This is a genomic window from Streptomyces sp. NPDC001941, assembly GCF_040296945.1.
GTDB lineage: Bacteria > Actinomycetota > Actinomycetes > Streptomycetales > Streptomycetaceae > Streptomyces.
This window is the reverse complement of sequence record NZ_JBEOYE010000001.1, coordinates 167,252-193,792: the sequence shown is the minus strand read 5'-3', so window position 1 is coordinate 193,792 and position 26,541 is coordinate 167,252. Positions and strand designations below refer to the sequence as shown.

24 protein-coding genes are annotated in these 26,541 nt (G+C 71.2%); 12 read left to right on the top strand and 12 right to left on the bottom strand.

Translation table 11 applies throughout. The features are described 5' to 3' along the window. Positions 1–972 (top strand): carbohydrate ABC transporter permease, encoded by a 972-nt coding sequence (locus tag ABT160_RS00810; protein WP_502984136.1) that lies wholly within the window; start codon positions 1–3, stop codon positions 970–972. 59 nt (positions 973–1,031) lie between these two features. Continuing rightward, the gene (locus ABT160_RS00805; RefSeq protein WP_351642207.1) at positions 1,032–1,871 is read left to right on the top strand and encodes a carbohydrate ABC transporter permease; all 840 of its coding nucleotides are present in this window, start codon (positions 1,032–1,034) and stop codon (positions 1,869–1,871) included. Positions 1,872–2,041: 170 nt separating this feature from the next. Here the strand turns inward: ABT160_RS00805 and ABT160_RS00800 are convergent, their stop codons facing one another. The 3 genes from ABT160_RS00800 to dusB all read right to left on the bottom strand — a co-directional run bounded on the left by ABT160_RS00800 (position 2,042) and on the right by dusB (position 8,153). Beyond that, positions 2,042–3,067, bottom strand: coding sequence for an ArsR/SmtB family transcription factor (locus ABT160_RS00800; RefSeq protein WP_351641775.1), 1,026 nt, complete (start codon positions 3,065–3,067; stop codon positions 2,042–2,044). 793 nt (positions 3,068–3,860) lie between these two features. Then, complete coding sequence (gene ppdK / locus ABT160_RS00795; protein ID WP_351641772.1) at positions 3,861–6,569, bottom strand: pyruvate, phosphate dikinase; 2,709 nt, start codon at positions 6,567–6,569, stop codon at positions 3,861–3,863. 438 nt (positions 6,570–7,007) lie between these two features. Then, positions 7,008–8,153 carry a tRNA dihydrouridine synthase DusB gene (gene dusB / locus ABT160_RS00790; protein WP_351641769.1) on the bottom strand — a complete coding sequence of 382 codons (1,146 nt, stop codon included), beginning with the start codon at positions 8,151–8,153 and terminating at the stop codon, positions 7,008–7,010. Positions 8,154–8,205: 52 nt separating this feature from the next. Here dusB and ABT160_RS00785 point away from each other — a divergent pair, with 52 nt between their 5' ends. Then, complete coding sequence (locus ABT160_RS00785; protein ID WP_351641767.1) at positions 8,206–9,627, top strand: MFS transporter; 1,422 nt, start codon at positions 8,206–8,208, stop codon at positions 9,625–9,627. Between the two features lie 35 nt (positions 9,628–9,662). Here ABT160_RS00785 and ABT160_RS00780 read toward each other — a convergent pair whose 3' ends face one another. Continuing rightward, positions 9,663–10,517 (bottom strand): helix-turn-helix transcriptional regulator, encoded by an 855-nt coding sequence (locus tag ABT160_RS00780; protein ID WP_351641764.1) that lies wholly within the window; start codon positions 10,515–10,517, stop codon positions 9,663–9,665. Positions 10,518–10,618: 101 nt separating this feature from the next. Here ABT160_RS00780 and ABT160_RS00775 point away from each other — a divergent pair, with 101 nt between their 5' ends. Beyond that, a complete protein-coding gene (locus ABT160_RS00775; protein WP_502984135.1) occupies positions 10,619–12,061 on the top strand; it encodes an MFS transporter in 1,443 nt (480 codons plus the stop codon). Positions 12,062–12,157: 96 nt separating this feature from the next. Here the strand turns inward: ABT160_RS00775 and ABT160_RS00770 are convergent, their stop codons facing one another. Then, a complete protein-coding gene (locus tag ABT160_RS00770) occupies positions 12,158–12,376 on the bottom strand; it encodes a DUF6243 family protein (protein WP_351641762.1) in 219 nt (72 codons plus the stop codon). A 440-nt stretch (positions 12,377–12,816) separates the two neighbouring features. On the opposite strand from ABT160_RS00770, the gene ABT160_RS00765 reads away from it, so the two are divergent. Both ABT160_RS00765 and ABT160_RS00760 read left to right on the top strand, forming a co-directional pair. Further along, positions 12,817–13,866, top strand: coding sequence for an aldo/keto reductase (locus ABT160_RS00765; RefSeq protein ID WP_351641760.1), 1,050 nt, complete (start codon positions 12,817–12,819; stop codon positions 13,864–13,866). 144 nt (positions 13,867–14,010) lie between these two features. Further along, a complete protein-coding gene (locus tag ABT160_RS00760; protein WP_351641757.1) occupies positions 14,011–14,604 on the top strand; it encodes a TetR/AcrR family transcriptional regulator in 594 nt (197 codons plus the stop codon). Here the strand turns inward: ABT160_RS00760 and ABT160_RS00755 are convergent. After that, positions 14,589–14,831, bottom strand: coding sequence for a hypothetical protein (locus ABT160_RS00755; protein WP_351641755.1), 243 nt, complete (start codon positions 14,829–14,831; stop codon positions 14,589–14,591). The two genes, ABT160_RS00760 and ABT160_RS00755, sit on opposite strands and share 16 nt — an antisense overlap. A 71-nt stretch (positions 14,832–14,902) precedes the next feature. Beyond that, entirely contained in the window at positions 14,903–16,285 is a 1,383-nt protein-coding gene (locus tag ABT160_RS00750; protein WP_351641752.1) for a glycine--tRNA ligase, read from the bottom strand. Between the two features lie 202 nt (positions 16,286–16,487). Between ABT160_RS00750 and ABT160_RS00745 the strand changes: the two genes are divergently transcribed. The 4 genes from ABT160_RS00745 to ABT160_RS00730 all read left to right on the top strand — a co-directional run bounded on the left by ABT160_RS00745 (position 16,488) and on the right by ABT160_RS00730 (position 19,635). Next, positions 16,488–17,456 carry a metal ABC transporter substrate-binding protein gene (locus ABT160_RS00745; protein ID WP_351641750.1) on the top strand — a complete coding sequence of 323 codons (969 nt, stop codon included), beginning with the start codon at positions 16,488–16,490 and terminating at the stop codon, positions 17,454–17,456. 35 nt (positions 17,457–17,491) lie between these two features. Next, positions 17,492–18,250, top strand: a complete 759-nt coding sequence (locus tag ABT160_RS00740) for a metal ABC transporter ATP-binding protein (protein WP_351641748.1) — start codon at positions 17,492–17,494, stop codon at positions 18,248–18,250. A gap of 2 nt (positions 18,251–18,252) precedes the next feature. Next, positions 18,253–19,146, top strand: a complete 894-nt coding sequence (locus ABT160_RS00735; protein WP_351641747.1) for a metal ABC transporter permease — start codon at positions 18,253–18,255, stop codon at positions 19,144–19,146. Positions 19,147–19,218: 72 nt separating this feature from the next. Continuing rightward, on the top strand, positions 19,219–19,635 hold the full coding sequence (locus tag ABT160_RS00730) for a Fur family transcriptional regulator (RefSeq protein WP_351641745.1): 417 nt from the start codon (positions 19,219–19,221) through the stop codon (positions 19,633–19,635). An 85-nt stretch (positions 19,636–19,720) separates the two neighbouring features. On the opposite strand, the gene ABT160_RS00725 is transcribed toward ABT160_RS00730, so the two are convergent. The 5 genes from ABT160_RS00725 to leuA all read right to left on the bottom strand — a co-directional run bounded on the left by ABT160_RS00725 (position 19,721) and on the right by leuA (position 24,800). Then, positions 19,721–20,557 (bottom strand): isoprenyl transferase, encoded by an 837-nt coding sequence (locus tag ABT160_RS00725; protein ID WP_351641743.1) that lies wholly within the window; start codon positions 20,555–20,557, stop codon positions 19,721–19,723. 15 nt (positions 20,558–20,572) lie between these two features. Further along, positions 20,573–21,322, bottom strand: coding sequence for a DNA repair protein RecO (gene recO, locus ABT160_RS00720; RefSeq protein WP_351641740.1), 750 nt, complete (start codon positions 21,320–21,322; stop codon positions 20,573–20,575). 72 nt (positions 21,323–21,394) lie between these two features. Further along, the gene (locus ABT160_RS00715; RefSeq protein WP_351641737.1) at positions 21,395–21,610 is read right to left on the bottom strand and encodes a hypothetical protein; all 216 of its coding nucleotides are present in this window, start codon (positions 21,608–21,610) and stop codon (positions 21,395–21,397) included. A gap of 562 nt (positions 21,611–22,172) precedes the next feature. After that, positions 22,173–22,865 (bottom strand): TerB family tellurite resistance protein, encoded by a 693-nt coding sequence (locus ABT160_RS00710; RefSeq protein ID WP_351641734.1) that lies wholly within the window; start codon positions 22,863–22,865, stop codon positions 22,173–22,175. A 177-nt stretch (positions 22,866–23,042) separates the two neighbouring features. Further along, positions 23,043–24,800, bottom strand: coding sequence for a 2-isopropylmalate synthase (leuA, locus tag ABT160_RS00705; RefSeq protein WP_351641731.1), 1,758 nt, complete (start codon positions 24,798–24,800; stop codon positions 23,043–23,045). 291 nt (positions 24,801–25,091) lie between these two features. On the opposite strand from leuA, the gene ABT160_RS00700 reads away from it, so the two are divergent. Both ABT160_RS00700 and ABT160_RS00695 read left to right on the top strand, forming a co-directional pair. After that, positions 25,092–26,159, top strand: coding sequence for a M4 family metallopeptidase (locus ABT160_RS00700; RefSeq protein ID WP_351641729.1), 1,068 nt, complete (start codon positions 25,092–25,094; stop codon positions 26,157–26,159). 72 nt (positions 26,160–26,231) lie between these two features. Next, positions 26,232–26,498 (top strand): protealysin inhibitor emfourin, encoded by a 267-nt coding sequence (locus ABT160_RS00695; protein ID WP_351641726.1) that lies wholly within the window; start codon positions 26,232–26,234, stop codon positions 26,496–26,498. Positions 26,499–26,541: the final 43 nt, after the last annotated feature.

Genomic DNA, 26,541 nt, shown 5'->3' with positions numbered 1-26,541 from the left:
GTGGGCCGCGGCCGGGTGGGGACGGCGGGGCGCGCCCCCGCGGGACCGTCGGACGGTGGCGCGGGCCGGTCCCGCGCGCGCCGTGACGCGCTGTGGTTCTGGGTGTTCGTGGGGCCGTTCGCGATCGGGCTCGCGCTCTTCACGTACGTACCGCTGCTGTGGAGCGTGTACCTGTCGTTCTTCGACGCGCACAACACGGTGTCGCCGACCGACTTCGTGGGGTTCGGCAACTACGCGGCGATGCTGCGCGACGACGCGTTCACGGACAGCCTGCTGACGTTCGCGGTGTTCTCGCTGTTCATCGTGCCCGCGACGTACGCGCTCTCGCTGGCGCTGGCCGTGATGGTGCACCGCACGCGGCGCGCGAAGGCGTTCTTCCGGTCGGTCTTCTTCCTCCCGGCGGCGTGCAGTTACGTCGTGGCGGCGCTGGTGTGGAAGCTGTCGGTCTTCAACGGGGTGCGGTTCGGCCTGGCCAACACGGTGCTGGGCTGGTTCGGCGCGGACCAGGTGGCGTGGCTGTCGACGACGGACCCGCCGTGGTACTGGCTGGTGATCGTCACCGTACGGCTGTGGCTCCAGGCCGGGTTCTACATGGTCCTCTTCCTGGCGGGGCTCCAGCGGATCCCGCCGCAGCTGTACGAGGCGGCGTCGGTGGACGGGGCGCGGCCGGGCTGGCAGGTGTTCCGGCACATCACGTTCCCGCAGCTGCGGGCGACGTCGGTGGCGGTGGTGCTGTTGCTGGTGATCAACGCGTTCCAGGCGTTCGACGAGTTCTACAACCTGCTCTCGGACGCCCGCGGCTATCCGCCGTACGCGCGCCCGCCGCTGGTCTACCTCTACTACACGGCCCTGGGACAGGGGCAGAACCTGGGGCTCGGCAGCGCGGGCGCGGTGATCCTCGCGCTGATCATCGCGGTGGTGACGCTGTTCCAGGCCCGCTGGTTCGGGCTCGGCGACCGGGAGGAGCGGTGAGGGGCGTGAGCACGACGACGAGGGGAGCCGGGGGCGGTCGTGGCCGCCGGGCGTCCGGCATCCGTGACGACGGGCTGGTGCGGGCCGGGCGCGCCCTGCGGCTCGCGCTGCTGGTCGCGCTGGCGCTGCTGTTCCTGATCCCGTTCTACCTGCTGGTGCGCAACGGCCTGGCCACCGAGCAGGAGATCACCTCGCCCGACTGGACGTTCTTCCCGTCCAGCCTGCGCTGGTCGAACATCGGCGAGCTGTTCGCCGACCCGGCCGTGCCGATGGGCCGGGCGCTGCTGAACTCGGCGCTGATCGCGGTGGCGACGACGGCGGGCACGCTGCTGCTGGCCTCGCTCGCCGGGTACGGCCTGGCGCGCGTCCCGTACCGGTACGCGGACCAGGTGTTCTACGCGATCCTGGGCACCCTGATGGTCCCGGCCGCCGTCACCTTCGTACCGAGCTTCGTGCTGGTGTCGTCGCTGGGCTGGGTCTCGACGCTGCGCGGGCTGATCGTGCCGACGCTGTTCTCGGCGTTCGCGGCGTTCGTCTTCCGGCAGTACTTCCTGGGCTTCCCGCGGGAGTTGGAGGACGCGGCCCAGGTGGACGGGCTCGGGTACTGGCGTACGTACTGGCGCATCGTGGTGCCCAACGCGCGGCCGGTGTTCGCGGCGGTGGGCACGATCGTGTTCATCGGGGCCTGGAACTCCTTCCTGTGGCCGCTGGTGATCGGGCAGGACCGGGATGCGTGGACGGTGCAGGTGGCGCTGTCGACGTTCACCACGGCCCAAGTGGTCAACCTGCACGAGCTGTTCGTGGCGGCCGGGGTGTCGATCCTGCCGCTGGTGGTGGTGTTCGTGGTGTTCCAGCGGTGGATCGTGGCCGGGGTGGAGCGGTCGGGGATCAACGGGTGAGGCATCGAGGAGGCCGGCCCCCTCGATGCCGGCCGGGCGGCCCGCCCCCTCGGTCACCCCGGTCGATCCCGGGCGGGCCGGCACCTCGTTCCCGGACGGGGCCCGCCCCTCGTTCCCGGGCGGGGGCCGGCCCGTTCCCCTCCTCGCTCAGCCGCTCGGTGACGCCCGCCTCAGCCGCGCGGTGACGGTCCCGCCCCCGGCGCCACCATGTCTCGCAGGCCGCCGCCCTGGAGCAGTGCGGCGCCCAGCGGTGTCAGTGTGTGCAGCACCGCGTTGCCGTGGCGCAGGGTCACCACCAGGCCCGCCTCGCGCAGTACGCACGCGTGCTGGCTGGCCGAGGCGAGGGAGATCCCGGCGCGCCGGGCCAGTTCGCTGGTGGTGCCGCCGTGGCCGCGGCCGATCGCGGCCAGCACGGTGGAGCGGGTGTGGCCGACCAGCTTGCCCAGCGACGGCCGGGCGGGCTCGCGGTGGACGGGCGCGTCGGTGTGCGTGACCGGGTACACCAGGACCGGCGGCAGTCCCGGGTCGCGGTGCACGCACGGGGTGCCCCGGCAGAAGTACGACGGCTGCAGCAGCAGGCCCCGGCCGTCCAGGCGCAGTTCGCGGTCGACCGGGTAGTCGCACTCCAGGTAGGGCGCGCGCCAGCGGAGCATCGGCGGGAGCCGGGCCAGGAGTTCCTCGGCGCCGCCGTCGAGCAGGGCCCGGCCGCGTACCGCCCGGTCGGCCTCCACCCGGGCCTGGACCTGCGGCCAGTACGGCTCGATGGCGGCCCGGTGGTAGCTGCGCAGGGCGCCCACCAGGCGGCTCATGGCCTCCGGGCCGCCCTCGGCGAGCGAGGCGAGCCGGGTCGGCGGCGCGGCGGGGCGGAGCCGGTCGCGGCCGAGCAGGGTCAGTTCGGCGTGGAGCCGGGCGGGCGGGGTGGCCCGGACGGCCTGGAGGCCCGCGTCGAGCCCGTGCACGCCCTCCGCGGGCGTGAGGAAGTCCGGGAAATAGCCGCGGGGCGGGATGAGCGCCGACAGCAGCCTGGTCTCGCCGTTGAGCCTCCTGCGCGTTTCGGTGCGCCATTCCCCGAACACCACCGCTCCGCGCCGGTCGCGCAATCGGTGAAAACTGAGAACGGTTTCCCACATCACATCGGGCCGCGGGGCCATCCGGACCGCCGCGAGGTCGTCCCCGGAGAAATGGATACGAAGCACTGAACCCCCACCTGTTGCATCCGCAATCACCCCCACCACTGAGTATGCATGCCATCACGGGAGGTCACCATGGAGTTTCGGCCACAGTTGAAACGCGTCGCGGAAGACCCCCGCAAACCGAAAGGCTGTACGCGTCGGGCAGGAAACCTTCAGCACCGAAGTGGCGTCATGAAGACCGTGGGGGGCTTTGGACGCCCGGCGGCGGTCGGTGGAGGTTGCGGCTCCCACGTCCGGCAGGGGTAATGGGGTGCGGCCACCGGGTGGGGATCCGGAGGCCGCACCCCGACCACGTTTGCGGTACGAATGGCGGGAATCTTTCGACCGCCGGGGCCCTCGGAGCCGCACCCCTTCGGCTGCCGCTAACGGTCCGGAATTCAACAGGCCAGAATTCAACCGGCCGTAATTCAACGGGTACTCGCATTTCCGCTCACGTATGCGCACGGGGCGTCTCACGCATGTGCACGAGGCATCTCGCGCATGTGCACGGGGCATCTCACGCATGCGCACGGAGCAAAGGGTTCCGCCCGGGGAGCGGACGAGAGGTGGAAACAGCGCGGCGGACACCTCCGCACGAGGTGTCCGCCGCATTCTCGCACCCGGGGTGCCGCCGCCCGCCGGTGAGGGTGGGAAGGGACGGGCGGCGAGCGGGTGCTCATCGGTCGTCGCTACTGAACCGCAGGTCAGCAGAGTGACGCTTCAGCAGGCCATGAGGTCAGCGAGGCGGGCCGCTCCCGCGCCTCGGGAGTGCCCGCCCGGGCCCCCGGTCCCCGACCGGACCCGGGGCCCGGGGGTCTCAGCGGCTGTCGGAGCCGCGGGAGGCGGCCGCCGCGCGACCGGCCTCCAGGCGCGCCACCGGGATCCGGAAGGGCGAGCAGGAGACGTAGTCCAGGCCCACCTCGTGGAAGAAGTGCACCGACTCCGGGTCGCCGCCGTGCTCGCCGCACACGCCGAGCTTGAGGTCGGGGCGGGTGGCCCTGCCCTGCTTGACCGCGTGCTCGACCAGCGAGCCGACGCCGTCCTTGTCGATCGTCTCGAACGGGGAGACGCCGAAGATGCCCTTCTCCAGGTACGCGGTGAAGAAGCTGGCCTCGACGTCGTCGCGGCTGAAGCCCCACACGGTCTGGGTCAGGTCGTTGGTGCCGAAGCTGAAGAACTCGGCGGCCTCCGCGATCTGACCGGCGGTCAGCGCGGCCCGGGGCAGCTCGATCATCGTGCCGAGCGCCAGCTTCAGCTCCACGCCGGTGGCCGCCTGGACCTCGGCGAGGACCTGCTCGGCGTCGTCGCGCACCAGCTCCAGCTCCTGGACGGTACCGACCAGCGGGATCATGATCTCGGCGCGCGGGTCGCCCTTGGCCTCGATGCGCTGCGTGGCGGCCTCCGCGATGGCGCGCACCTGCATGGTGAACAGGCCGGGAATGACCAGGCCGAGGCGCACGCCGCGCAGGCCCAGCATCGGGTTCTGCTCGTGCAGCCGGTGCACGGCCTGGAGCAGCCGCAGGTCGTTCTCGTTGTGGTCCTTGCGGGACTCGGCGAGCGCGACGCGTACCGACAGCTCGGTGATGTCGGGCAGGAACTCGTGCAGCGGCGGGTCCAGCAGGCGCACCGTCACCGGCAGCCCGTCCATGGCCTCGAACAGCTCGACGAAGTCCTTCTTCTGCAGCGGCAGCAGCTCCGCCAGGGCGGACTCGCGCTCCTCGTCGGTGTCGGCGAGGATCAGCCGCTCGACCATCTCGCGGCGCTCGCCCAGGAACATGTGCTCGGTGCGGCACAGGCCGATGCCCTGCGCCCCGAAGCGGCGCGCCCGCAGCGCGTCCTCGGCGTTGTCCGCGTTGGCCCGCACCCGCAGCCGGCGCACCCGGTCCGCGTACGCCATGATCCGGTGCACGGCCGCGACCAGTTCGTCGGCGTCGTCGGCGCCCGCGTGCATGCGGCCCTCGAAGTACTCCACGACCGGGGACGGCACGACCGGGACCTCGCCCAGGTAGACCTTGCCGGTGGAGCCGTCGATGGAGACGACGTCGCCCTCCTCGATCACCGTGCCGCCGACCGTCATGCGGCGGCGCTTGGTGTCGACCTCCAGGTCCTCGGCGCCGCACACGCAGGTCTTGCCCATGCCGCGGGCGACCACGGCGGCGTGCGAGGTCTTGCCGCCGCGGGAGGTCAGGATGCCCTCGGCGGCGATCATGCCGTCCAGGTCGTCGGGGTTGGTCTCGCGGCGGATCAGGATGACCTTCTCGCCCGAGCGCGACCACTTGACTGCGGTGTACGAGTCGAAGACGGCCTTGCCGACCGCGGCGCCCGGGGAGGCCGCGATGCCCCGGCCGAGCAGCTCGGCCTTGGCGTTCTCGTCGAAGCGCGGGAACATCAGCTGCGCCAGCTGCGCGCCGTTGACCCGCTGCAGCGCCTCGGCCTCGTCGATCAGGCCCTGGTCCACCAGCTGGGTGGCGATGCGGAAGGCGGCGCCCGCGGTGCGCTTGCCGACGCGGGTCTGGAGCATCCACAGCTGGCCGCGCTCGATGGTGAACTCGATGTCGCACAGGTCCTTGTAGTGCGTTTCGAGGGTCTCCATGATCTGCATCAGCTGGTCGTACGACTTCTTGTCGATCGACTCCAGCTCGGCGAGCGGCACGGTGTTGCGGATGCCGGCGACGACGTCCTCGCCCTGCGCGTTCTGCAGGTAGTCGCCGTAGACGCCCTGGTGGCCGGAGGCGGGGTCGCGGGTGAAGGCGACGCCGGTGCCGGAGTCGGGGCCGAGGTTGCCGAAGACCATGGAACAGACGTTGACGGCGGTGCCCAGGTCGTGCGGGATGCGCTCCTGGCGGCGGTAGAGCTTGGCGCGGTCGCCGTTCCAGGAGTCGAAGACGGCCTTGATGGCGAGGTCCATCTGCTCGCGCGGGTCCTGCGGGAAGTCCCGGCCGGCCTCGTCGGCGACGATCTTCTTGAACTGCTTGACGAGCTTCTTGAGGTCGCCGGCGTCCAGGTCGGTGTCGACGGTGACCTTCTTGGCGGCCTTGGCCTCGTCGAGGGCCTCCTCGAACAGCTCGCCGTCCACGCCGAGGACGGTCTTGCCGAACATCTGGATGAGGCGGCGGTAGGAGTCCCAGGCGAAGCGCTCGTTGCCGGACTGGGCGGCGAGGCCGGGTACGGAGGCGTCGGAGAGCCCGATGTTGAGGACCGTGTCCATCATGCCGGGCATGGAGAACTTGGCGCCGGAGCGTACGGAGACCAGCAGCGGGTCGTCGGCCTGGCCGAGCTTCTTGCCCATGGTCTTCTCAAGGGCGTCGAGGTGGGCGCTCACCTCGTCGCGCAGCGCGGCCGGCTCGTCGCCGCTGTCGAGGTAGGTCTTGCACGCCTCGGTCGTGATCGTGAAGCCCGGAGGGACGGGAAGGCCGAGGTTGGTCATCTCGGCGAGGTTCGCACCCTTGCCACCGAGGAGGTCCTTGAGGTCCTTGTTGCCCTCGGTGAAGTCGTAGACGAACTTCTGATCTTTGTTTTCCGACACGGGTCTCGACCTCTCGATGACTCGGTGGCTGCCCTGACGGCGAGGAACATACCCAGATCGAAGGCTCCTGGGGAGGTACGCCTATCCGACGTACGGCCATAACCACTCGTCCGCCAGCAGATCAAAAGTGACTGATGGGTAGGGCACGTTTTCAGGGCCCGAAGACTTCTTGACCCAACCGAGGGCCTCGACGCTCACATGAGCGGCTAGCTCGGCATGTGAGTTCACTTCTTGAACGAAAGAAGGGTGGCACCCAGTGCCACTCTTCATCTTCCACACACCCACAAGATCCGCTCATCTGAGCGGCACCCCCATCAAGGGTGGCGAGAATCACGCGCTCTTCGACGCGTTCCGGACGCCTGCCGTCTCACTCCTTGACCGCCCCGGGCCGCTCACACGTCATCCGGGGACACCCCGGGAGACGCCTGACACCGGGTGTCAGCCGCCCGAGGTGTCCAGCTCCGCGTCCTCGCTGATCCCCGCGCAGTCGTACGGGTCCTTGAGCCAGCCGTCCGGCAGGACCACCCGGTTGTTGCCCGAGGTCCGCCCGCGCGGCCCGTCCGCGCCCACCGGCCACGCCTGGTCCAGGTCCAGCTCGTCCAGACCGCCGCGCAGGTCCGCGAGGGTGGAGGTGACCGCGAGGCGCTTGCGCATCTCCGAGCCCACCGAGAAGCCCTTGAGGTACCAGGCCACGTGCTTGCGGAAGTCGATGACTCCGCGCGACTCGTCGCCCAGCCACTCCCCCAGCAGCGTCGCGTGCCGCACCATCGCGTCCGCGACCACCCGCAGCGACGGCTGCGCGTACTCCTGGCGGCCCTCGAAGGCCGCCACCAGGTCCGCGAACAGCCACGGCCGCCCCAGGCAGCCGCGCCCCACGACCACGCCGTCGCAGCCCGTCTCACGGACCATCCGCAGCGCGTCGTCCGCCGACCAGATGTCGCCGTTGCCCAGCACCGGGATCTCCGGCACGTGGTCCTTCAGCCGCTTGATGGCGTCCCAGTCCGCCGTGCCGCCGTAGTGCTGCGCGGCCGTGCGCCCGTGCAGCGCGATCGCGGTCACGCCCTCCTCGACCGCGATGCGGCCCGCGTCCAGGAAGGTGATGTGGTCGTCGTCGATGCCCTTGCGCATCTTCATCGTCACCGGCAGGTCGCCCGCGTTGGACACCGCCTCGTGCAGGATCGCGCGCAGCAGCGGCCGCTTGTACGGCAGCGCCGAGCCGCCGCCCTTGCGGGTCACCTTGGGCACCGGGCAGCCGAAGTTCAGGTCGATGTGGTCGGCCAGGTCCTCGTCCACGATCATCCGGACGGCCTTGCCGACGGTGACCGGGTCCACCCCGTACAGCTGGATCGAGCGCGGCGTCTCGCTCGCGTCGAAGCGGATCAGCTGCATCGTCTTGTCATTGCGCTCCACCAGCGCCCGGGTCGTGATCATCTCGCTCACGAACAGGCCCTTGCCGCCGCTGAACTCGCGGCAGAGGGTGCGGAAGGGCGCGTTGGTGATGCCCGCCATGGGGGCGAGCACCACGGGCGGCTGCACGGTGTTCGGCCCGATGGCCAGCGGGGAGTACGGGGAAAGCACGGTCATCCCCCCATTGTCGCGTACGACGGCACTCTTTAGTTAGTCGTACTATCTGAACATGCCCGAGCTCACACCCCGGCGCCGCATGCTCGTCCTCGCCATCTGCTGCATGAGCCTGCTGATCGTCAGCCTCGACAACACGGTCCTCAACGTCGCGCTGCCGTCCATGCAGAAGGAACTGCACGCCTCCGTCGCCGGCATGCAGTGGACGATCGACGCCTACACCCTGGTCCTCGCCTCCCTGCTGATGCCGGCCGGCTCCACCGCCGACCGCATCGGCCGCCGCAAGGTCTTCACCGCCGGGCTCGTCCTCTTCACCCTCGGCTCGGTGCTCTGCTCCGTCGCCCCCAGCCTGGAGGCCCTCGTCGCCTTCCGGATGGTCCAGGCCGTCGGCGGGTCCATGCTCAACCCCGTGGCGATGTCGATCATCACCAACACCTTCACCGACCCCCGCGAACGCGCCCGCGCGATCGGCGTCTGGGGCGCCGTCGTCGGCATCTCCATGGCCGCCGGCCCCCTCGTCGGCGGCCTGCTCGTGGACACCGTCGGCTGGCGGTCCATCTTCTGGGTCAACCTGCCCGTCGGCCTCGCCGCCCTCGCCCTGACCCTGCGCTACGTCCCCGAGTCCCGCGCCCCCAGGCCCCGCCGCCCCGACCCCGTGGGCCAGGTCCTGGTCATGGTGCTCCTCGGCTCGCTCACGTACGCGATCATCGAGTCCAGCCCGGTCTTCGCCGCGGTCGCCGCCCTCGCCCTCACCGGACTGCTGCTGTACGAGCCCCGGCGCGCCGAACCCCTCATCGACCTGCGGTTCTTCCGCTCCGCCCCGTTCAGCGGCGCCACCGTCATCGCCATCTGCGCCTTCTCCGCGCTCGGCGGCTTCCTCTTCCTCAACACCCTCTACCTGCAGGACGTCCGCGGCCTCGACGCCCTGGACGCGGGCCTGTACATGCTGCCCATGGCCGCGCTCACCTTCGTGTGCGCGCCGCTGTCCGGACGGCTCGTCGGCAGCCGCGGCCCCCGGCTCTCCCTGCTCGTCGCGGGCACCGCCATGGCCGCCAGCGGACTGCTCTTCGCCGCCTTCGACGCCGAGGCCACCACCGCCCTGCTGTTCACCGGGTACATCCTGTTCGGCCTGGGCTTCGGCATGGTCAACGCCCCCATCACCAACACCGCCGTCTCCGGCATGCCCCGCGCCCAGGCCGGGGTCGCCGCCGCCGTCGCCTCCACCAGCCGGCAGATCGGCCAGACCCTCGGCGTCGCCGTCATCGGAGCCGTACTCGCCGCGGGCACCCACCCCGACTCCTACCGAGACGGCTTCGTCGACGCGGCCCGCCCCGCCTGGTGGATCATCACCGGCTGCGGCCTCGCGGTCCTCGCCGTCGGCGCCCTCACCAGCGGCACCTGGGCCCGGCGCACCGCGGAACGCACCGCCGACCGCCTCAGCGCCCCGGAGATCCGCGAACCGGCACCGCAGGCCTGACCACGCGCACGTCCCCGGGGCGGTGTCCGGCCCCGTCAGGCCGCCACCGGCGCCAGCTCCGCCAGCCGCTCCACACCCCGCCGCGACTCCTCGTCCAGCGGTACGTACGCCACCAGGCGCGGCCCCGACATGGGGCCCAGCCACAGGTTCGTGTGCTCCAGGTGGAGCCGGCCCACATGGGCGTTGAACACGTACTTCGCCCGGCCCGACGCCGCCACCACCTCATGGCGCGCCCACAGCTCCCGGAACTCCCCCGACGCCGCCTCCAGACGCGCCACCAGCGCCTTCCACGCGGGCTCGTTCCAGTGCCCCGCCATCGAGGCCCGCAGCTTCGCCGCCATCGTCCGGTTCATCTCCGGCAGGTCCGCCACCGACGCCCGCCACCGCGGGTTCGTGAACGACAGCCACATGCAGTTGCGGTCCTCCGGCGGCAGCTCGTCCAGGTCGCACAGCAGCCGCCCGTACGTCGCGTTGTACGCGAGGATGTCGTACCGGCTGTTCTGCACGCACGCCGGAACCGGCGACAACTGCTCCAGCATCGCCCGCAGCGCCGGAGTCACCGTCGGACACGATCCGCCCGGCGCCGGGTCCGCCACCCCCGCCAGCGCGAACAGGTGCGCCCGCTCGCTCGCGTCCAGCAGCAGCGCCCGCGCCAGCGCGTCCGCCACCTGCGGCGACACCTGGATGTCCCGCCCCTGCTCCAGCCACGTGTACCAGGTCACCCCCACCGCCGACAGCTGCGCCACCTCCTCGCGCCGCAGCCCCGGCGTCCGCCGCCGCGCGCCCCTGGGCAGCCCCACCCGCTCCGGCGCGATCCGCTCCCGGCGGCTGCGCAGGAAACCCGCCAGCTCCGCCCGCCTCGCCTCGGACTCCTGCGTCATCGTCGTCATCCCTCCAGCGTGCGCGGCCGCGCAGCCGCTTGCCAGGTAGCACTTGTACCAGGATAAAGACACTCTGGTACCAGGCTGGGAACGGGCGCAGGATCGATGCCGTGAGTACTACAGCCTCCCCCCTGACCACTGCCCGCACCGGCGGAGTCGTGCACCACACGACCCCGGTGCTCGGCGCCCTCGGCCTGTTCACCGTGCTCCTCGGCGCCGCGCTCCCGCTCGTCGACTTCTTCATCGTCAACGTCGCGCTGCCCACCATCGACCACGACCTCGCCGCCGGACCGGCCCTGCTGGAACTCGTCGTCGCCGGGTACGGCCTCTCCTACGCCGTCCTCCTCGTCCTCGGCGGCCGCCTCGGCGACCAGTTCGGGCGCCGCAGGCTGTTCCTCGCCGGCATGGCCGCCTTCGGCCTCACCTCACTGGCCTGCGGGCTCGCCCCCGACGCCTGGACCCTCGTCGCCGCCCGCGTCGCCCAGGGCGCCGCCGCCGCGCTGATGCTCCCCCAGGTCCTCGCCACCATCCAGGCCGCCACCAGCGGCCCCCGCCGCGCCAGGGCCATGAGCCTGTACGGCGCGACCGCGGGCCTGTCCATGGTCGCCGGACAGATCCTCGGCGGCGTCCTGGTCGCCGCCGACGTCTGGGGCACCGGCTGGCGCTCGATCTTCCTGGTCAACGTGCCCGTCGCGGCCGTCGGCCTGCTCCTCGCCGCCCGCTCCGTGCCCGAGACCCGCTCCCCGCGCCCGGCCACCGTCGACGTGCCCGGCACCCTGCTGCTCGCCGTCACCCTGCTCACGCTCCTCGCCCCGCTCACCGAGGGCCGGGCCGCGGGCTGGCCGCTGTGGACCTGGGTCGCGCTCGCCGTCTCCCCGCTCGCCGCGGCCGCGTTCTGGTACGTCGAACGACGCGCCGACCGCCGCGGCCGCACCCCGCTCGTCCCGCCCAGCCTGCTCTCCCTGGTCTCGCTGCGCCGCGGCCTGGCGCTCGTGGTGCCGTTCTCCATCGGCTTCAGCGGCTTCATGTTCGTCATCGCGGTCGCCCTCCAGCAGGGCCTCGGGATGGGCGCGGTGACGGCGGGCGCGGCACTGGTGCCGATGGCGCTCGCCTTCTTCGGCGCCTCCCTGGCGGGTCCCCGTCTGGTACGCCGCTGGGGCAGCCGGGTCGTCACGGCCGGCTCCCTCGTGCAGGCGGCGGGCATCGCCCTGCTCGCCCTGACCGTGTGGCGCGGCTGGCCGCACCTGTCGGCCCTGGACCTGCTCCCCGGCGTCGCCCTCGCGGGCCTGGGCCAGGGCCTGCAACTGCCGGTCGTCTTCCGGATCGTGCTCTCCGAGGTACCGGCCGACCGGGCGGGCGTGGGCGGCGGCGTGATGGTGACGACGCAGCAGTCGGCGCTCGCCCTGGGCGTCGCCACGCTCGGCTCGCTGTTCCTGTCGCTGACCGACTCGGCCGGGATGGGCACGGCCCTGGTGACGACGCTGCTGGTGCAGCTCGCGGCGATCGCCCTGACGAGCGCGCTGAGCCTGCGTCTGCCACGCCTGGTGGGCTGATCGGCGGGGAGGCGCACGAACGGGCGGGGTCCGGACCACCGATGGTGGTCCGGACCCCGCCCGCGTACGTGCGTGCCCGGGCGGCTGCCCGGGGCGTCAGGCCTGCTGCTCGGCGCCGGCTTCGGCGTCGGCCGCACCGGTCTCGTCGTCGGACTGGCCGCCGGCGCGCTCACGCATCTTGCGCAGGAGCTCGGACTTGTGGTCGTTGGCGACCTGCCGGTCCTCGTGGCGCGGGCCGCCGCTCTGCTGGTCGGCCTTGGACAGCTTGCGGCGCTGCCCGCCGACACCGAGGAGGTTGTTGCGGCTCTTGGACATGGGAGTTCTCCCGTCGTGGTGAGGAGTGATCGGAATCGATCGAAGGTCAGTGGCCGGTGAAACGGCCGGTGGGGGGCGGGACTTGGGCCCGCCGCACTCTCACTCGTAGATCTGGGAGAACGCGTACATGCGGATGACGCTACCCCGCGCACCGGCCACGGGCACTCGGTTTTCGGGTGAGTTTCGCGGGACGCGTCGCACGTCTGGCCGGATCTCGATGTCAATCGACGAAAGATCGACTGACAGATGACGGATGACAGCTGACGGATGACGACTGACAGCTCACAGATGACCACTGGTGACGGACGGCTGATGACTGACAGATGACAGACAAGGGATGACAGATGACAACTGACAGATATTGAAATCTGTCAGCTGTCATGCCATAGTCGGTATCCGTCAGACCCCGCACCCCCGTGCCCCGCACCAAGGAGCCCCCCATGACCTCCCCCACCTCGCCGGCCTCCCCCGCCTCTCCCACCCCCCTCCCCCAGCGCACCCTCGGCTCCACCGGACCCCGGGTGTCCGCCCTCGGGCTGGGGTGCATGGGCATGTCCGCGTTGTACGGCGACAGTGACCGGGCCGAGTCGATCGCGACGATCCACGCGGCCCTCGACGCCGGGATCACGCTCCTGGACACCGGCGACTTCTACGGCATGGGCCACAACGAGCTGCTGATCAGCGAGGCCCTGCGCACCGCCCCCGCCGCCGCCCGCGAGCGGGCGCTGACCAGTGTGAAGTTCGGTGCCCTGCGCACCGTCGAGGGTGGTTTCACCGGGTACGACGGCCGTCCGGCCGCCGTGAAGAACTTCGCCGCCTACTCGCTCCAGCGCCTGGGCACCGACCACATCGACGTCTACCGGATCGCCCGCGTCGACCCCGACGTACCGGTGGAGGAGACGGTCGGCGCGATCGCGGAGCTGGTCGAGGCCGGGCACGTGCGTCACATCGGGATGTCCGAGGTGGGGGCGGAGACGCTGCGCCGCGCGGCGGCGGTGGCGCCGATCTCGGACCTGCAGATCGAGTACTCGCTGATCTCCCGGGGCATCGAGGACGCGATCCTGCCGACGGCGCGTGAGCTGGGCATCGGCGTGACGGCGTACGGCGTGCTGTCGCGGGGCCTGATCAGCGGGCACTTCTCGGCCGACCGGGAGCTGGCGGCGAACGACTTCCGCGGTATGAGCCCGCGCTTCCAGGGCGAGAACCTGCGGCACAACCTGGACCTGGTGGAGCAGCTGCGGAAGATCGCCGAGGCGAAGGGCGTCTCGGTGGCGCAGATCGCGATCGCCTGGGTGCTGTCGCGGGGCGAGGACGTGGTGCCGCTGGTGGGCGCGCGGCGCCGGGACCGGCTGGCGGAGGCGCTGGGGGCGCTGGAGGTGTCGCTGGGGGCGGACGAGCTGGCGGCGATCGAGCGTGCGGTGCCGGTGGGCGCGGCGGCGGGCGAGCGCTACCCGGCGAACCAGATGGCGCACCTGGACAGCGAGCACTGACCGGTGGTCGTGGCGGGGCGCCACTGGGTGCCGCACGGGCCACGACCTGGGGTTTCCGCCCGTTGTCCACAGCCTTGTGGGGTTGTCGGCGGCGGGCGGTAACGTCGTCGGTCAGTGGAGCCGACAGAAAGGTGGGGCGTCCCCATGGCGACGGAGACCCTGACCGCCGAGCGCATCCTCGAGGCGACGGAGGACGTGTTGCGGCGCTTCGGCCCCGCGAAGGCGACGGTCGTCGACGTGGCGCGCACCCTCGGGGTCAGCCACGGCAGTGTGTACCGGCATTTCCGTACGAAGGCGGCGTTGCGGGAGGCGGTGACGGCGCGGTGGCTGGGCCGTTCCGAGGTGGTGCTGGCGGAGTTGAGCGCGGAGCCGGGGAAGTCGGCGGAGGAGAAGCTGCGGCAGTGGTTCGCGGTGCTGTTCGAGGCGAAGCGGCACAAGGCGGGGGACGATCCTCAGCTGTTCGCGACGTACAGCGTGCTGATCGACGAGAACAGCGGTGTGGTGGACGCGCATCTGGCGGAGCTGGTCGGGCAGTTGGCGCGGATCGTGCGGGAGGGTGTGCGGTCGGGTGAGTTCCGGGTGGCCGATCCGGTGCTGGCGGCGCGGGCGGTGTTCGCGGCGACGGCGCGGTTCCACGATCCGGTGCACGCGGCGGAGTGGGTGAAGCCGACGGTGGACGACGATTTCCGTGCGGTGTGCGAGCTGTTGTTGCGGGGGTTGCGTCACGAGGGGGTGTGAGGGGCGCCGCGGCGGGGGCCGCCGGGGTCGATGGTGGCCTGGTGGGCGCCGGCGAGGTGTTGTTCGGCCTTGGCGCGGGGCAGCAGGCGGGCGCTGGTGCGCCAGCCGCAGGTGGCGCAGTCGAGGGTGCGGTGGACTCCGTGGCGGCGCAGGTGGACGTCGTGCCTGCGGCCGTGCTGGTCCCAGCGGCTGATGGTGTCGGCCGTGGCGGGTTGGGTCGGCGCCATGGGCGCAAGTCTGCACCGAAGCCCCCGGTTCCGTCAGGCGGAACCGGGGGCTTCGTGGTGCGCGGGGGGTGTCAGGCGCCGATGAGGCGGCTGGCGAGGTAGCCCTGGATCTGGTCCAGGGAGACGCGCTCCTGCTGCATGGTGTCGCGCTCGCGGACGGTGACGGCGTTGTCGTCGAGGGTGTCGAAGTCGACGGTGACGCAGTAGGGGGTGCCGATCTCGTCCTGGCGGCGGTAGCGGCGGCCGATGGCGCCGGCGTCGTCGAACTCGATGTTCCAGTTCTTCCGGAGGTCGGCGGCGAGGCCCTTGGCCTTCGGGGAGAGCTGGGCGTTGCGGCTCAGCGGGAGGACGGCGACCTTGACGGGGGCGATGCGGTGGTCGAGGCGCATGACGGTGCGCTTCTCCATGACGCCCTTGGCGTTGGGGGCCTCGTCCTCGTTGTACGCGTCGAGCATGAAGGCGAGCATGGTGCGGCCGACGCCGGCGGCGGGCTCGATGACGTAGGGGGTCCAGCGCTCGCCGGCCTCCTGGTCGAAGAACTGCAGGTCCTGGCCGGAGGCCTTGGAGTGGGCGCCGAGGTCGTAGTCGGTGCGGTTGGCGACGCCTTCGAGCTCGCCCCATTCGCTGCCGCCGAACTGGAAGCGGTACTCGATGTCGGCGGTGCGCTTGGAGTAGTGGGAGAGCTTCTCCTGGGGGTGCTCGAACCAGCGCATGTTCTCCTCGCGCAGGCCCAGGCCGGTGTACCAGTTCCAGCGCTCGGCCATCCAGTACTCCTGCCACTTCTCGTCCTCGCCCGGCTTGACGAAGAACTCCATCTCCATCTGCTCGAACTCGCGGGTGCGGAAGATAAAGTTGCCGGGGGTGATCTCGTTGCGGAAGGACTTGCCCATCTGGGCGATGCCGAAGGGCGGCTTCTTGCGGGAGGTCTGCAGGACCTGGCCGAAGTTGGTGAAGATGCCCTGGGCGGTCTCGGGGCGCAGGTAGGCGACGGAGCCCTGGTCCTGGGTGGGGCCGAGGTGGGTGGCGAGCATGCCGGAGAACTGCTTGGGCTCGGTGAACTGGCCCTTGTTGCCGCAGTTGGGGCAGTTGACGTCGGCGAGCCCGTTGGCGGGGACCCGGCCGTGCTTCTCCTCGTAGGCCTCTTCGAGGTGGTCGGCGCGGAAGCGCTTGTGGCAGCTGGTGCACTCGGTGAGGGGGTCGGAGAAGGTGGCGACGTGGCCGGAGGCCTCCCAGACCTCGCTGGCCAGGATCACCGACGAGTCGATACCGACGACGTCCTCGCGCGAGGTGACCATGTAGCGCCACCACTGGCGCTTGATGTTCTCCTTCAGCTCGACACCCAGCGGCCCGTAGTCCCAGGCGGCACGCTGACCACCGTAGATCTCACTGCAGGGGTAGACGAAGCCACGGCGCTTGCTCAGGTTGACGATGGTGTCGATCTTGTCGGCGGCCACGTTGCTCTCTTCATTACGACGACGACGAACGGCGAATGCCTCAGGGTAGCGGCGGGTCCGGGGGCCGGATCAAATCGGTTCCCCGTAGGGGGCCCTGGGTGCCGGGGGCCGGGGGCGCGCGGGAGCGGCCGGGGGTCGCGGGCGGGGGTGTGCTCATAGGCCTTGTTGACAATCGTTTCCAGTTTTGTTGAAAATGAGTGTCATGAACGTACGACGCCTGATACCCACCGCCGCCGTCTCCGGAGCCGTTGCCCTGGGCCTGGTCACCCTCTCCGCCTGCTCCGGTTCCTCCACCGCCGCCGACAAGGCCGCGGACGGCAAGCTGAGCGTGGTGGCGTCGTTCTACCCGATGCAGTTCCTGGCCGAGCGGATCGGCGGCGGCCACGTCTCCGTACAGACCCTGACCAAGCCGGGCGTGGAGCCGCACGACCTGGAGCTCAAGCCGCGCCAGGTCTCCGACCTGAGCCGGGCGGACTACGTCCTGTACCTCAAGGGCATCCAGCCGGCCGTCGACGACGCGATCAAGCAGGCCGGGGTGAAGAACACCGTGGACGCGGCCTCCCTGACCAGCCTGGAGAAGCACGGCACCGAGGTCGGCCACGACCACGGCGCCGAGGACCACGCGGACCACGACCACGGCGACGAGGCCGGCGCCGACCCGCACGTCTGGCTGGACCCGGTGAAGTACGCCGAGGTCGCCAAGGGCGTCGGCGCCTCCCTGGAGAAGGCCGACCCGGACCACGCGGCGGACTACCGGAAGAACACCGCGAAGCTGGTGGGCGAGCTCAAGGCGCTGGACGCGAAGTTCGCCGCCGGCCTGAAGAACACCGCGACGAAGACCTTCATCACCACCCACTCCGCCTTCGGCTACCTCGCCGAGCGCTACGGCCTGGTCCAGGAGGGCGTCGCGGGCATCGACCCGGAGGCCGAGCCGACCCCGGCCCGCGTCAAGGCGCTCCAGGAGATCGCGAAGAAGGACAAGGTCTCCACCGTCTTCTTCGAGACGCTGGCCAGCGACCGCACGGCGAAGACGCTGGCGAAGGACACCGGCCTGAAGACGGACGTCCTGGACCCGCTGGAGGGAATCACCGACGCCTCCAAGGGCGCTGACTACCTCGCGGTCATGGACTCCAACCTCACCGCACTGCAGAAGGCGCTCGGCGCCAAGTGATCCCCCACCCCAGCCAGCCACCGGAGGCGCGAGCCATGGATCCAGTCATATCCCTGCGCGGGGCCACGGCCACGCTGGGCTCGCGCCCGGTGCTGCGCGGCGTGGACCTGACCGTCCAGCGCGGCGAGGTCGTGGCGCTGCTGGGCGCCAACGGCTCGGGCAAGTCCACCGCGGTCCGCTCGGTGATCGGCCAGGTGCCGCTGACCGGCGGCTCGGTGGAGCTGTTCGGTACGGAGCTCAGGCGCTTCCGGCAGTGGGCGCGGGTGGGGTACGTACCGCAGCGCACGACCGCGACGAGCGGGGTGCCCGCGACGATCCGCGAGGTCGTGGCGTCGGGCCGGCTCTCGCGCACCCGGCTCGGCCGGCCGCGCCGGGCGGACCGGGAGGCCGTGGAGCGGGCCATCGCGCTGGTGGGCCTGGCGGACCGGGCCAAGGACGCGGTGGGCGCCCTGTCGGGCGGGCAGCACCAGCGGGTGCTGATCGCCCGGGCGCTGGCCAGCGAGCCGGAGCTGCTGATCATGGACGAGCCGATGGCGGGCGTGGACCTGGCCAGCCAGGAGGTGCTCGCCGAGACGCTGCGCGACCAGGTGGTGCGGGGCACCACGGTGCTGCTGGTGCTGCACGAGCTGGGGCCGCTGGAGCCGCTGATCGACCGGGCGGTGGTGCTGCGCGACGGCTGCGTGGTGCACGACGGCCCGCCGCCCGAGGCCGTGGGACAGCACGCGCTGCCCGGCCACGACCACGTACATCCGCACGCGGCCGGTGAGCCGCTTCGCACGGGACTGCTGACCTGATCATGGAATTCCTCCAGGACCCCTTCATGCAGCGGGCGCTGCTGGCCGCCGTGCTGGTGGGCATCACGGCGCCCGCCGTGGGCATCCACCTCGTGCAGCGCCGGCAGGCGCTGATGGGCGACGGCGTGGGCCACGTGGCGATGACCGGTGTGGGCCTCGGCTTCCTGCTGTCGACGAATCCGGTGTGGATGGCGACGGCGGTGGCGGTGGTCGGCGCGGTCGTGATGGAACTGATCCGGGCCTACGGGCGCACCCGCGGCGACATCGCGCTGGCGATGCTGTTCTACGGCGGCATGGCCGGCGGCGTGATGCTGATCAACCTGTCGCCGACCGGGTCGAACGCGAACCTGAACTCGTACCTGTTCGGTTCGCTGTCGACGGTGTCGGACGAGGACATCGTGACGATCTGCGTGCTGGCGGCGTTCGTCCTGCTGGTGACGGTGGGGCTGCGCAGGCAGCTGTTCGCGATCAGCCAGGACGAGGAGTTCGCCCGGGTGACGGGCCTGCCGGTGCGGGCGCTGAACCTGCTGATCGCGGTGACGGCCGCGGTGACGGTGACGGTGGCGATGCGCGTGGTGGGCCTGCTGCTGGTGAGCGCCCTGATGGTGGTGCCGGTGGCGGCGGCGCAGCAGGTGTCGCGCTCGTTCCTGGTGACGTTCGTGCTGTCGGTGGTGCTCGGAGTGGCGGTGACGATGGCCGGGACCGTCACGTCGTACTACCGGGACGTGCCGCCGGGTGCGACGATCGTGCTGCTCGCGATCGGTGCGTTCGTGCTGCTCACGGCGCTGGCGGCGCCGATGGCGCGGCGGCGGGCGCGGGCCGTGGAGGTGCCGCGGGAGCGGTGCGACGTGGCGGTGCCGGGGGTGCGCGGGCCTTCGGACGACGTGAAGGTCTGAGGGGCCCGGCGGGGCGCCTGGCAGAATGGTCCGGCGTAGTTCTTCGTACGGCGGACGTTTGAGGAGGCACCTGTGGTGACGGCTGGACCCCCGGTGCGCGGCCGGTCGACCCGACAGCGGGCGGCCGTGTCGGCGGCGCTGAGCGAGGTGGACGAGTTCCGCTCCGCGCAGGAACTGCACGACATGCTCAAGCACCAGGGCGCGTCGGTGGGTCTGACGACGGTGTACCGGACGCTGCAGTCGCTGGCGGACGCCGGCGAGGTGGACGTGCTGCGCACGTCGGACGGTGAGGCGGTGTACCGGCGTTGTTCGTCGGGCGAGCACCACCACCACCTGGTGTGCCGGGCGTGCGGGAAGGCCGTGGAGGTCGAGGGCCCGGCGGTGGAGCAGTGGGCGGAGTCGGTGGCGGCGCAGCACGGCTTCGTGAACGTGGCGCACACGGTGGAGATCTTCGGTACGTGTGCGGAGTGCGCGAGCGCCGGCGTGTAGGCACGTGGGCGAGCGCTCGGGCGTGTGAGACGGCGGGGGCGGTACCGGTGGTCCGGTGCCGCCCCCGCCGTCGTACGCGTACGCGCTACTTCTGGAGCATCCGCTGGGTGCGCTCCAGCTCGTCGTTGGGGATGGCGCCGCCGAAGCGGCGGTCGCGGGAGGCGAAGTCCAGGCAGGCGCGCCACAGGTCGCGGCGGTCGAAGTCGGGCCAGAGCACGTCCTGGTAGATCATCTCGGCGTAACTGGACTGCCAGATGAGGAAGTTGGAGGTGCGCTGCTCGCCGCTGGGGCGCAGGAAGATGTCGACGTCCGGCATGTCCGGGTAGTACAGGTACTTGGCGAAGGTCTTCTCGTTGACCTTGGCCGGGTCGAGCTTGCCGGCGGCGACGTCGCGGGCGATGGCCTGGGCGGCGTCGGCGATCTCGGCGCGGCCGCCGTAGTTGACGCAGAAGTACAGCGTCATGGCGTCGTTGTCCTTGGTCTGCTCCTGGGCGACCTGGAGCTCCTGGACGACGGACTTCCACATCTTGGGCATGCGGCCGGCCCAGCGGATGCGGATGCCGAGCTCGTCCATCTCGTCGCGGCGGCGGCGGATGACGTCGCGGTTGAAGTTCATCAGGAAGCGGACCTCGTCGGGCGAGCGCTTCCAGTTCTCGGTGGAGAAGGCGTACAGGGAGAGGTTCTTGACGCCGAGCTCCAGGCAGCCCTTGAGGACGTCGAGGACGACGCCCTCGCCGACCTTGTGGCCCTCGGTGCGGGGCAGGCCGCGCTCCTTGGCCCAGCGGCCGTTGCCGTCCATGACGACGGCGACGTGGCCGGGCACGAGCTCGCCGGGGATCTTCGGCGGGCGGGCGCCGGAGGGGTGCGGCTCGGGGACCTTGTACTCGCGGCGCTGCCGCCCAAGGATTCCGCGTCGTGCCATGTGGGTCACACTCTCCTAGCTCTTCTCTACGTACCGCAGCGAGCGCAGTCCGCGCTCCAGGTGCCAGTGCAGGTAGGCGGACACCAGTCCGCTGCCCTCCCTGACGTGGCGCGCCTCGCACGCGTCGGCCGTCGCCCAGTCTCCGGTGAGCAGGGCGCTGAGGAGTCCGACGGCCTCCGCAGAGGGTACGACGCTGCCGGGGACGCGGCAGTCGCCGCATATCACTCCGCCCGCGGAGACGGAGAAGAAGCGGTTGGGTCCGGGCAGGCCGCAGCGGGCGCAGTCGTCGAAGCTGGGGGCGTAGCCGTTGACGGCGAGGGAGCGCAGCAGGAAGGCGTCGAGGATGAGGCCGGGGGCGTGTTCGGCGCGGGCGAGGGTGCGCAGGCCGCCGACGAGGAGGAGGTACTGCTGGACGGCGGGTTCGCCCTCGTGGTCGGTGAAGCGTTCGGCGGTCTCCAGCATCGCGGTGCCGGCGGTGTAGCGGGCGTAGTCGGTGACGATGCCGCTGCCGTAGGGGGCGATGGTCTCGCTCTGGGTGCACAGGGGGAGGCCGCGGCCGACGAGTTCGCCGCCGCGGGAGAAGAACTGCACGTCGACGTGGGAGAACGGTTCGAGGCGGGCGCCGAACTTGGACTTGGTGCGGCGCACGCCGCGGGCGACGGCGCGGACGCGTCCGTGGCCGCGGGTGAGCAGGGTGATGATCCGGTCCGCCTCGCCCAGCTTCTGGGTGCGCAGCACGATGCCGTCGTCGCGGAACAGACTCATGCGTCCATTGTCGCGTACGCGGGCGCGCGCCGTGGCCGTCCCGGCCCGGGGCCCTGGGAGGTCCCGAGGTCCCTAGGGGACCTCGCCGCGGCTGCGGGCGTTGGCGTAGGCGGTGGCGGCGCTGAGGCGTTCGGCGGTGGTGGCGATGCGCACGCCCTCGGGCGGGCAGTCCCATTCCCTGCCGCCGCCGAAGGGGCGCAGCTGGACGTAGGGGCCCTCGTGGCCCATGACGCGGGCCACGCGCCCGGTGCGGAGCTCGACGACGTACGAACCGACTGGCAGGACCATCACCCGACACCCTCCTGTGTGAACCGTGAAGAAGCCGGCGTCCTTCGCGGGTCCAATCGTCCCCGCGCGGGGGCGTTCCTTTTCTTCCTTCACCATGACTGCCCTTTCTGAATCCATTTCCCTCTTCCCTCGGCGCAGTGGCCTCGGAGAGGGTGGATTCGCGAGTCGATCGGAGCGGGCACGGAGGAAGGATTGCAGGTGGTGGGGGGTACGGGCGGGCAAGTGACGGAAGCTGATCAGTAATTCGCAGAACTCGGACGCTTTCTCGGGGTGGCGAAACATGGCGAATTGGCGTTTCCCGGGGTGGCGAAACATGGCGAACTGGCGGAGGGCCGCTGAGAGGGCGAATGGGCCGGGCGCGGGCGGTCCCGGGAATCGCCGGAAGCGCGTTCTACGGGTGGCCCCGCGGGGTCGCTCCGACGGTGCACGGGAGTGCGGGAGGCGTACGGGAGCCGCAGCGGGAGCCGTATCCAGAGGCGTACGGAAATGGGCCCCGGGTTACTGTCCGGGGCCCGTGTCGCGGCTGCGGCGGGAGGCGTGCGGCGCGGGGTGGCGCGCGCGGTCAGGACGGGGTGCGGGCCGTCGCCAGGAGCCGGGCGGTGTCGTCGGCGCACAGCTGGAGGGCGCCGCCGACGATGGAGAGGACCTCGCGCTCGGCGGGGCTGTAGGCGCCGTCGGCCAGGGCGATGCGGGCCCCCTGGAGCAGGATCGACTCGCGCCCGGCGGGGGCCAGGTGCGGGGCGAGCGGCTCCAGGGCCTCGTGCAGCTCGATGGCGAGGGCGGCACCGCACGGGCCGCTGTCGCTGACGAAGCGGCCGGTGTCGGCGGCGAGGGCCTCGATGAGGGCCGTCAGCTGCTCCTCGGTGCACTCCTCGAACCCGGCGGCGCGCACGGTGTCGACGGCGGTGCGGCGCACGGTGCGCGAGGAGGTGCCGCCCGCGGCGAGCACGGCGAGGGCCACGGTGTGGACGGCGTCGCGCAGCATCGCGGAGAAGCGGGCGGTGGTGGGGTGGTCGAGGGTGTCGGTGGCGAAGTGGGCGCGGCAGGAGGCGCATTCGACGACCGGCCCGGCCAGGCCGCGGGGCAGCAGCGGGACGCCGAGGAGGGTGAAGCGGCGGCGGCCGGTGCGACGGCGGTAGTTGCGGTCGCCTCCGCAGTCGGGGCAGAAGAACTCGCCGTCCCCCACCGTGTTCCACGACGTGCGGATGCCGCAGAGGCGCACTTTCCGGCCGCGCGGTGATCGAGCTTGCAGCACGTCGCACCTCCGTCATGTCCCGGCAACATCGCCGTGTTGACGTGATGTTAGCCACATCGGCGACGTGGCGTCAGCACCTCGTCATGACAACGCCACGACATGGCCGAACCCCGCCTGCCCCAAGGGGCGGACGGGGTCCGAACGGTGCTGGTGGAAGCCGTGGGAACGAGGTGGGAACTAGCGCGACGCGCGGTTGACGGCCGAGACGACGGCCTTCAGGGAGGCGCGGGTGGTGTTGGCGTCGATGCCGATGCCCCACAGCACCTTTCCGTCGATGGCGCACTCGATGTACGAGGCGGCCTGCGCGGAGGCGCCCTCGCTCATCGTGTGCTCCTGGTAGTCCAGCAGCCGGGCGTCGACGCCGGTGGCGGCCAGGGCCTCGAAGAACGCGGAGATCGGGCCGTTGCCGGTGCCGGTCAGCACCGTGTCGGCGCCGTCCACGGTGGCCTCGACGGTCAGGGTGTCGCGGCCGTCGGTGTCCGTGGTCGTCTGGCCGGAACGCAGCTGGATGCGGCCCCAGGCGTTGTCCGGGTTGGGCAGGTACTCGTCCTGGAAGACGTCCCAGATGGCCTTCGGCGTGACCTCGCCGCCCTCGGCGTCGGTCTTGGCCTGAATGATGCGGGAGAACTCGATCTGCATCCGGCGCGGCAGGTCCAGCTTGTGGTCGTTCTTCAGGACGTACGCGATGCCGCCCTTGCCGGACTGGGAGTTGACCCGGATGACGGCCTCGTAGGAGCGGCCGACGTCCTTGGGGTCGATGGGCAGGTACGGCACGGCCCACTCGATGTCGTCCACGCCGACGCCCTTGGCGGCCGCGTCGGCCTCCATGGCGTCGAAGCCCTTCTTGATGGCGTCCTGGTGGGAGCCGGAGAAGGCGGTGTAGACCAGGTCGCCCGCGTAGGGGTGGCGCGGGTGGACCTCCATCTGGTTGCAGTACTCGCTGGTGCGGCGGATCTCGTCGATCTGCGAGAAGTCGATCTGCGGGTCCACGCCCTGGGAGAACAGGTTCATGCCCAGGGTGACCAGGTCGACGTTGCCGGTGCGCTCGCCCTGGCCGAACAGGCAGCCCTCGATGCGGTCGGCGCCTGCCATGATCGCCAGCTCGGCGGCGGCGACGGCGGTGCCGCGGTCGTTGTGCGGGTGCACCGACAGGCAGACGTGCTCGCGGCGGGTCAGGTGGCGGCTCATCCACTCGAAGCGGTCCGCGTGCGTGGAGGGCGTCGAACGCTCCACGGTGGCGGGCAGGTTGAGGATGATCTCGCGGCCGGCCTCGGGCTGCCAGACGTCGCAGACGGCCTCGCAGACCTCCAGGGCGAAGTCCAGCTCGGTGTCGGTGAAGATCTCCGGGCTGTACTGGTAGCCGAAGGCGGTCTCGTCGCCCAGCAGCTTGTCGGCGTACTCCATCACCAGGCGGGTGCCGTCGACGGCGATCTGCTTGATGTCTTCCTTGGAGCCGCGGAAGACCACGCGGCGGAAGGTCGGCGCGGTGGCGTTGTACAGGTGCACGGTGGCGCGCTTGGCGCCGACCAGGGACTCCACGGTCCGCTCGATCAGGTCCTCGCGGGCCTGGGTCAGTACGGAGATGGTGACGTCGTCCGGGATCGCGCCCTCTTCGATGATGGAGCGCACGAAGTCGAAGTCGGTCTGGCCCGAGGAGGGGAAGCCGACCTCGATCTCCTTGTAGCCCATGCGCACCAGCAGGTCGAACATCTCGCGCTTGCGGGCGGGCGACATCGGGTCGATCAGGGCCTGGTTGCCGTCGCGCAGGTCGGTGGAGAGCCAGCGCGGAGCCTTGGTGATGCGCCGGTCCGGCCAGCTGCGGTCCGGGATGTCGACCTGCTCGTACACGCCGTACTTGTGGATCGGCATGCCGGACGGCTTCTGCGTGTGGGTCGCGTTGGTGACCGGCGTCGGGCTGCCTACGGGCTGGGACATTGCGTTGGGCTCCTCGGGTCCAGCGGGAGGGACGGCCGACTGTCGAACGCAACACCGAAACCCGCGGGGAGGGGGTCGGCCTACGACTACAGGCCCTCGCCGCGGCAGCTAAGGAGAAGCAGCCCGAAACGCATGATGGCGGCAGCCTAGCCCAGCGACGCGGGGACGGCGGTCCCGTTTCAGTATGCGGGACGCCGAATGAGTTACGGGTGAATGGTGATCCATCACTCCATTTCGGCAATCATGGTCGCAGGTAGTGACACGGGCATAACCGAGTGCCACCCTCCCGACATGGACGCCAACGCCCACCGGTTCCACCCGGTCTTCTGCACCATCGTGCCGCCGCACGTCCTCGACAAGCTGGCCACCAACGAGGACCCCGCACTCGCCGACCCGGCATCCCGCACCCTCGAGCACGACGCCCTCCAGCGCACCCGCCGCCGTCTGACGACGGTGCGCGGCCTGGCCCCCGCCGCCCCCGGGACGCCGTCGGACAAGCCCAAGCGGACGATCTACGACGCCGAGCGCCAGGAGGTCACTCCCGGGCGCAAGGTGCACTCCGAGTCCGACGGGCCCTCCCAGGACGCGTCCGTCAACCGCGCGCACGCGGGCCTGGGCGCCACGTTCGAGCTGTACCTGAAGGCGTACGGGCGGCACTCCATCGACGGCGAGGGCCTGCCGCTGAACGCGACCGTGCACTACGGCGAGAACTACGACAACGCCTTCTGGGACGGGCAGCAGATGGTGTTCGGCGACGGGGACAACGACCTGTTCCTGGACTTCACGCTGCCGCTGGACGTGATCGGGCACGAGCTGACCCACGGCGTGACGCAGTACTCGGCCAACCTGGAGTACTTCCAGCAGTCCGGCGCGCTCAACGAGTCCATGTCGGACGTCTTCGGCTCGCTGATCAAGCAGTACGCGCTGGGGCAGAACGCCGCCGAGGCGGACTGGCTGATCGGCCAGGGCCTGCTCGGCCCCAACGTCACCGGCGTGGCGCTGCGCTCCATGAAGGAGCCGGGCACCGCCTACGACGACGACGTGCTGGGCAAGGACCCGCAGCCGGGCACCATGGACGGCTACGTGAAGACCGGCCGTGACAACGGCGGCGTGCACATCAACTCGGGCATCCCCAACCACGCCTTCTACCTGCTGGCCACCGCGCTGGGCGGCTACGCGTGGGAGCGCGCGGGGAAGATCTGGTACGAGACGCTGACCGGCGGGGAGCTGGCCACGGACGCCACGTTCGCCGACTTCGCCAAGCTGACGGTGGCCAGGGCGCACACCCTGTTCGGCGACGGCGAGGAGCAGCAGGCGGTGCTCAAGGCCTGGTCGCAGGTGGGCGTGCCGACCGGCTGAATCCGGTACGGGAGCGGACGGCGGGGCGTACCGGTGGGTGCGCCCCGCCCGTCGGGGGGTACACAGGGAGCCATGCTGATTCAGGTGAAACGCACGGGCGGCTTCGCGGGCATCGAGCGGTGCGCGGAGGTGGACACCTCGGGGCGCCTCGACGCGGCGGAGTGGCGCGACCTGGTGGACCAGGCCTTCGCGGAGTGCGCGCCGGCGCCGCCGGCCGGGGTGCCGGACGGCTTCCAGTACGAGATCACGGTGGACGGGCGGACGGTGTACGCGTCCGACCCGAGCCTGACCGAGGCGCAGCGCGCGCTGGTGACGAGGGTGCTGAAGGAAGGCGCCTGAGCCCCCTCCCGGGGAACCTGGGACCCCTCCCGGGGCGCCCGGG

Excerpts from the sequence above, each read along its gene's own strand:
- ABT160_RS00785 (WP_351641767.1), top strand. The coding sequence starts at position 8,206 with ATGCCCGAGCTCACACCCCGGCGCCGCATGCTCGTCCTCGCCATCTGC.
- ABT160_RS00745 (WP_351641750.1), top strand. The coding sequence starts at position 16,488 with ATGAACGTACGACGCCTGATACCCACCGCCGCCGTCTCCGGAGCCGTT.
- ABT160_RS00740 (WP_351641748.1), top strand. The coding sequence starts at position 17,492 with ATGGATCCAGTCATATCCCTGCGCGGGGCCACGGCCACGCTGGGCTCG.
- ABT160_RS00760 (WP_351641757.1), top strand. The coding sequence starts at position 14,011 with ATGGCGACGGAGACCCTGACCGCCGAGCGCATCCTCGAGGCGACGGAG.
- ABT160_RS00695 (WP_351641726.1), top strand. The coding sequence starts at position 26,232 with ATGCTGATTCAGGTGAAACGCACGGGCGGCTTCGCGGGCATCGAGCGG.
- ABT160_RS00765 (WP_351641760.1), top strand. The coding sequence starts at position 12,817 with ATGACCTCCCCCACCTCGCCGGCCTCCCCCGCCTCTCCCACCCCCCTC.
- ABT160_RS00780 (WP_351641764.1), bottom strand. The coding sequence starts at position 10,517 with ATGACGACGATGACGCAGGAGTCCGAGGCGAGGCGGGCGGAGCTGGCG.
- ABT160_RS00770 (WP_351641762.1), bottom strand. The coding sequence starts at position 12,376 with ATGTCCAAGAGCCGCAACAACCTCCTCGGTGTCGGCGGGCAGCGCCGC.
- ABT160_RS00700 (WP_351641729.1), top strand. The coding sequence starts at position 25,092 with ATGGACGCCAACGCCCACCGGTTCCACCCGGTCTTCTGCACCATCGTG.
- dusB (WP_351641769.1), bottom strand. The coding sequence starts at position 8,153 with ATGACCGTGCTTTCCCCGTACTCCCCGCTGGCCATCGGGCCGAACACC.
- ABT160_RS00725 (WP_351641743.1), bottom strand. The coding sequence starts at position 20,557 with ATGGCACGACGCGGAATCCTTGGGCGGCAGCGCCGCGAGTACAAGGTC.
- leuA (WP_351641731.1), bottom strand. The coding sequence starts at position 24,800 with ATGTCCCAGCCCGTAGGCAGCCCGACGCCGGTCACCAACGCGACCCAC.
- ABT160_RS00735 (WP_351641747.1), top strand. The coding sequence starts at position 18,253 with ATGGAATTCCTCCAGGACCCCTTCATGCAGCGGGCGCTGCTGGCCGCC.
- ABT160_RS00715 (WP_351641737.1), bottom strand. The coding sequence starts at position 21,610 with ATGGTCCTGCCAGTCGGTTCGTACGTCGTCGAGCTCCGCACCGGGCGC.
- recO (WP_351641740.1), bottom strand. The coding sequence starts at position 21,322 with ATGAGTCTGTTCCGCGACGACGGCATCGTGCTGCGCACCCAGAAGCTG.
- ABT160_RS00755 (WP_351641755.1), bottom strand. The coding sequence starts at position 14,831 with ATGGCGCCGACCCAACCCGCCACGGCCGACACCATCAGCCGCTGGGAC.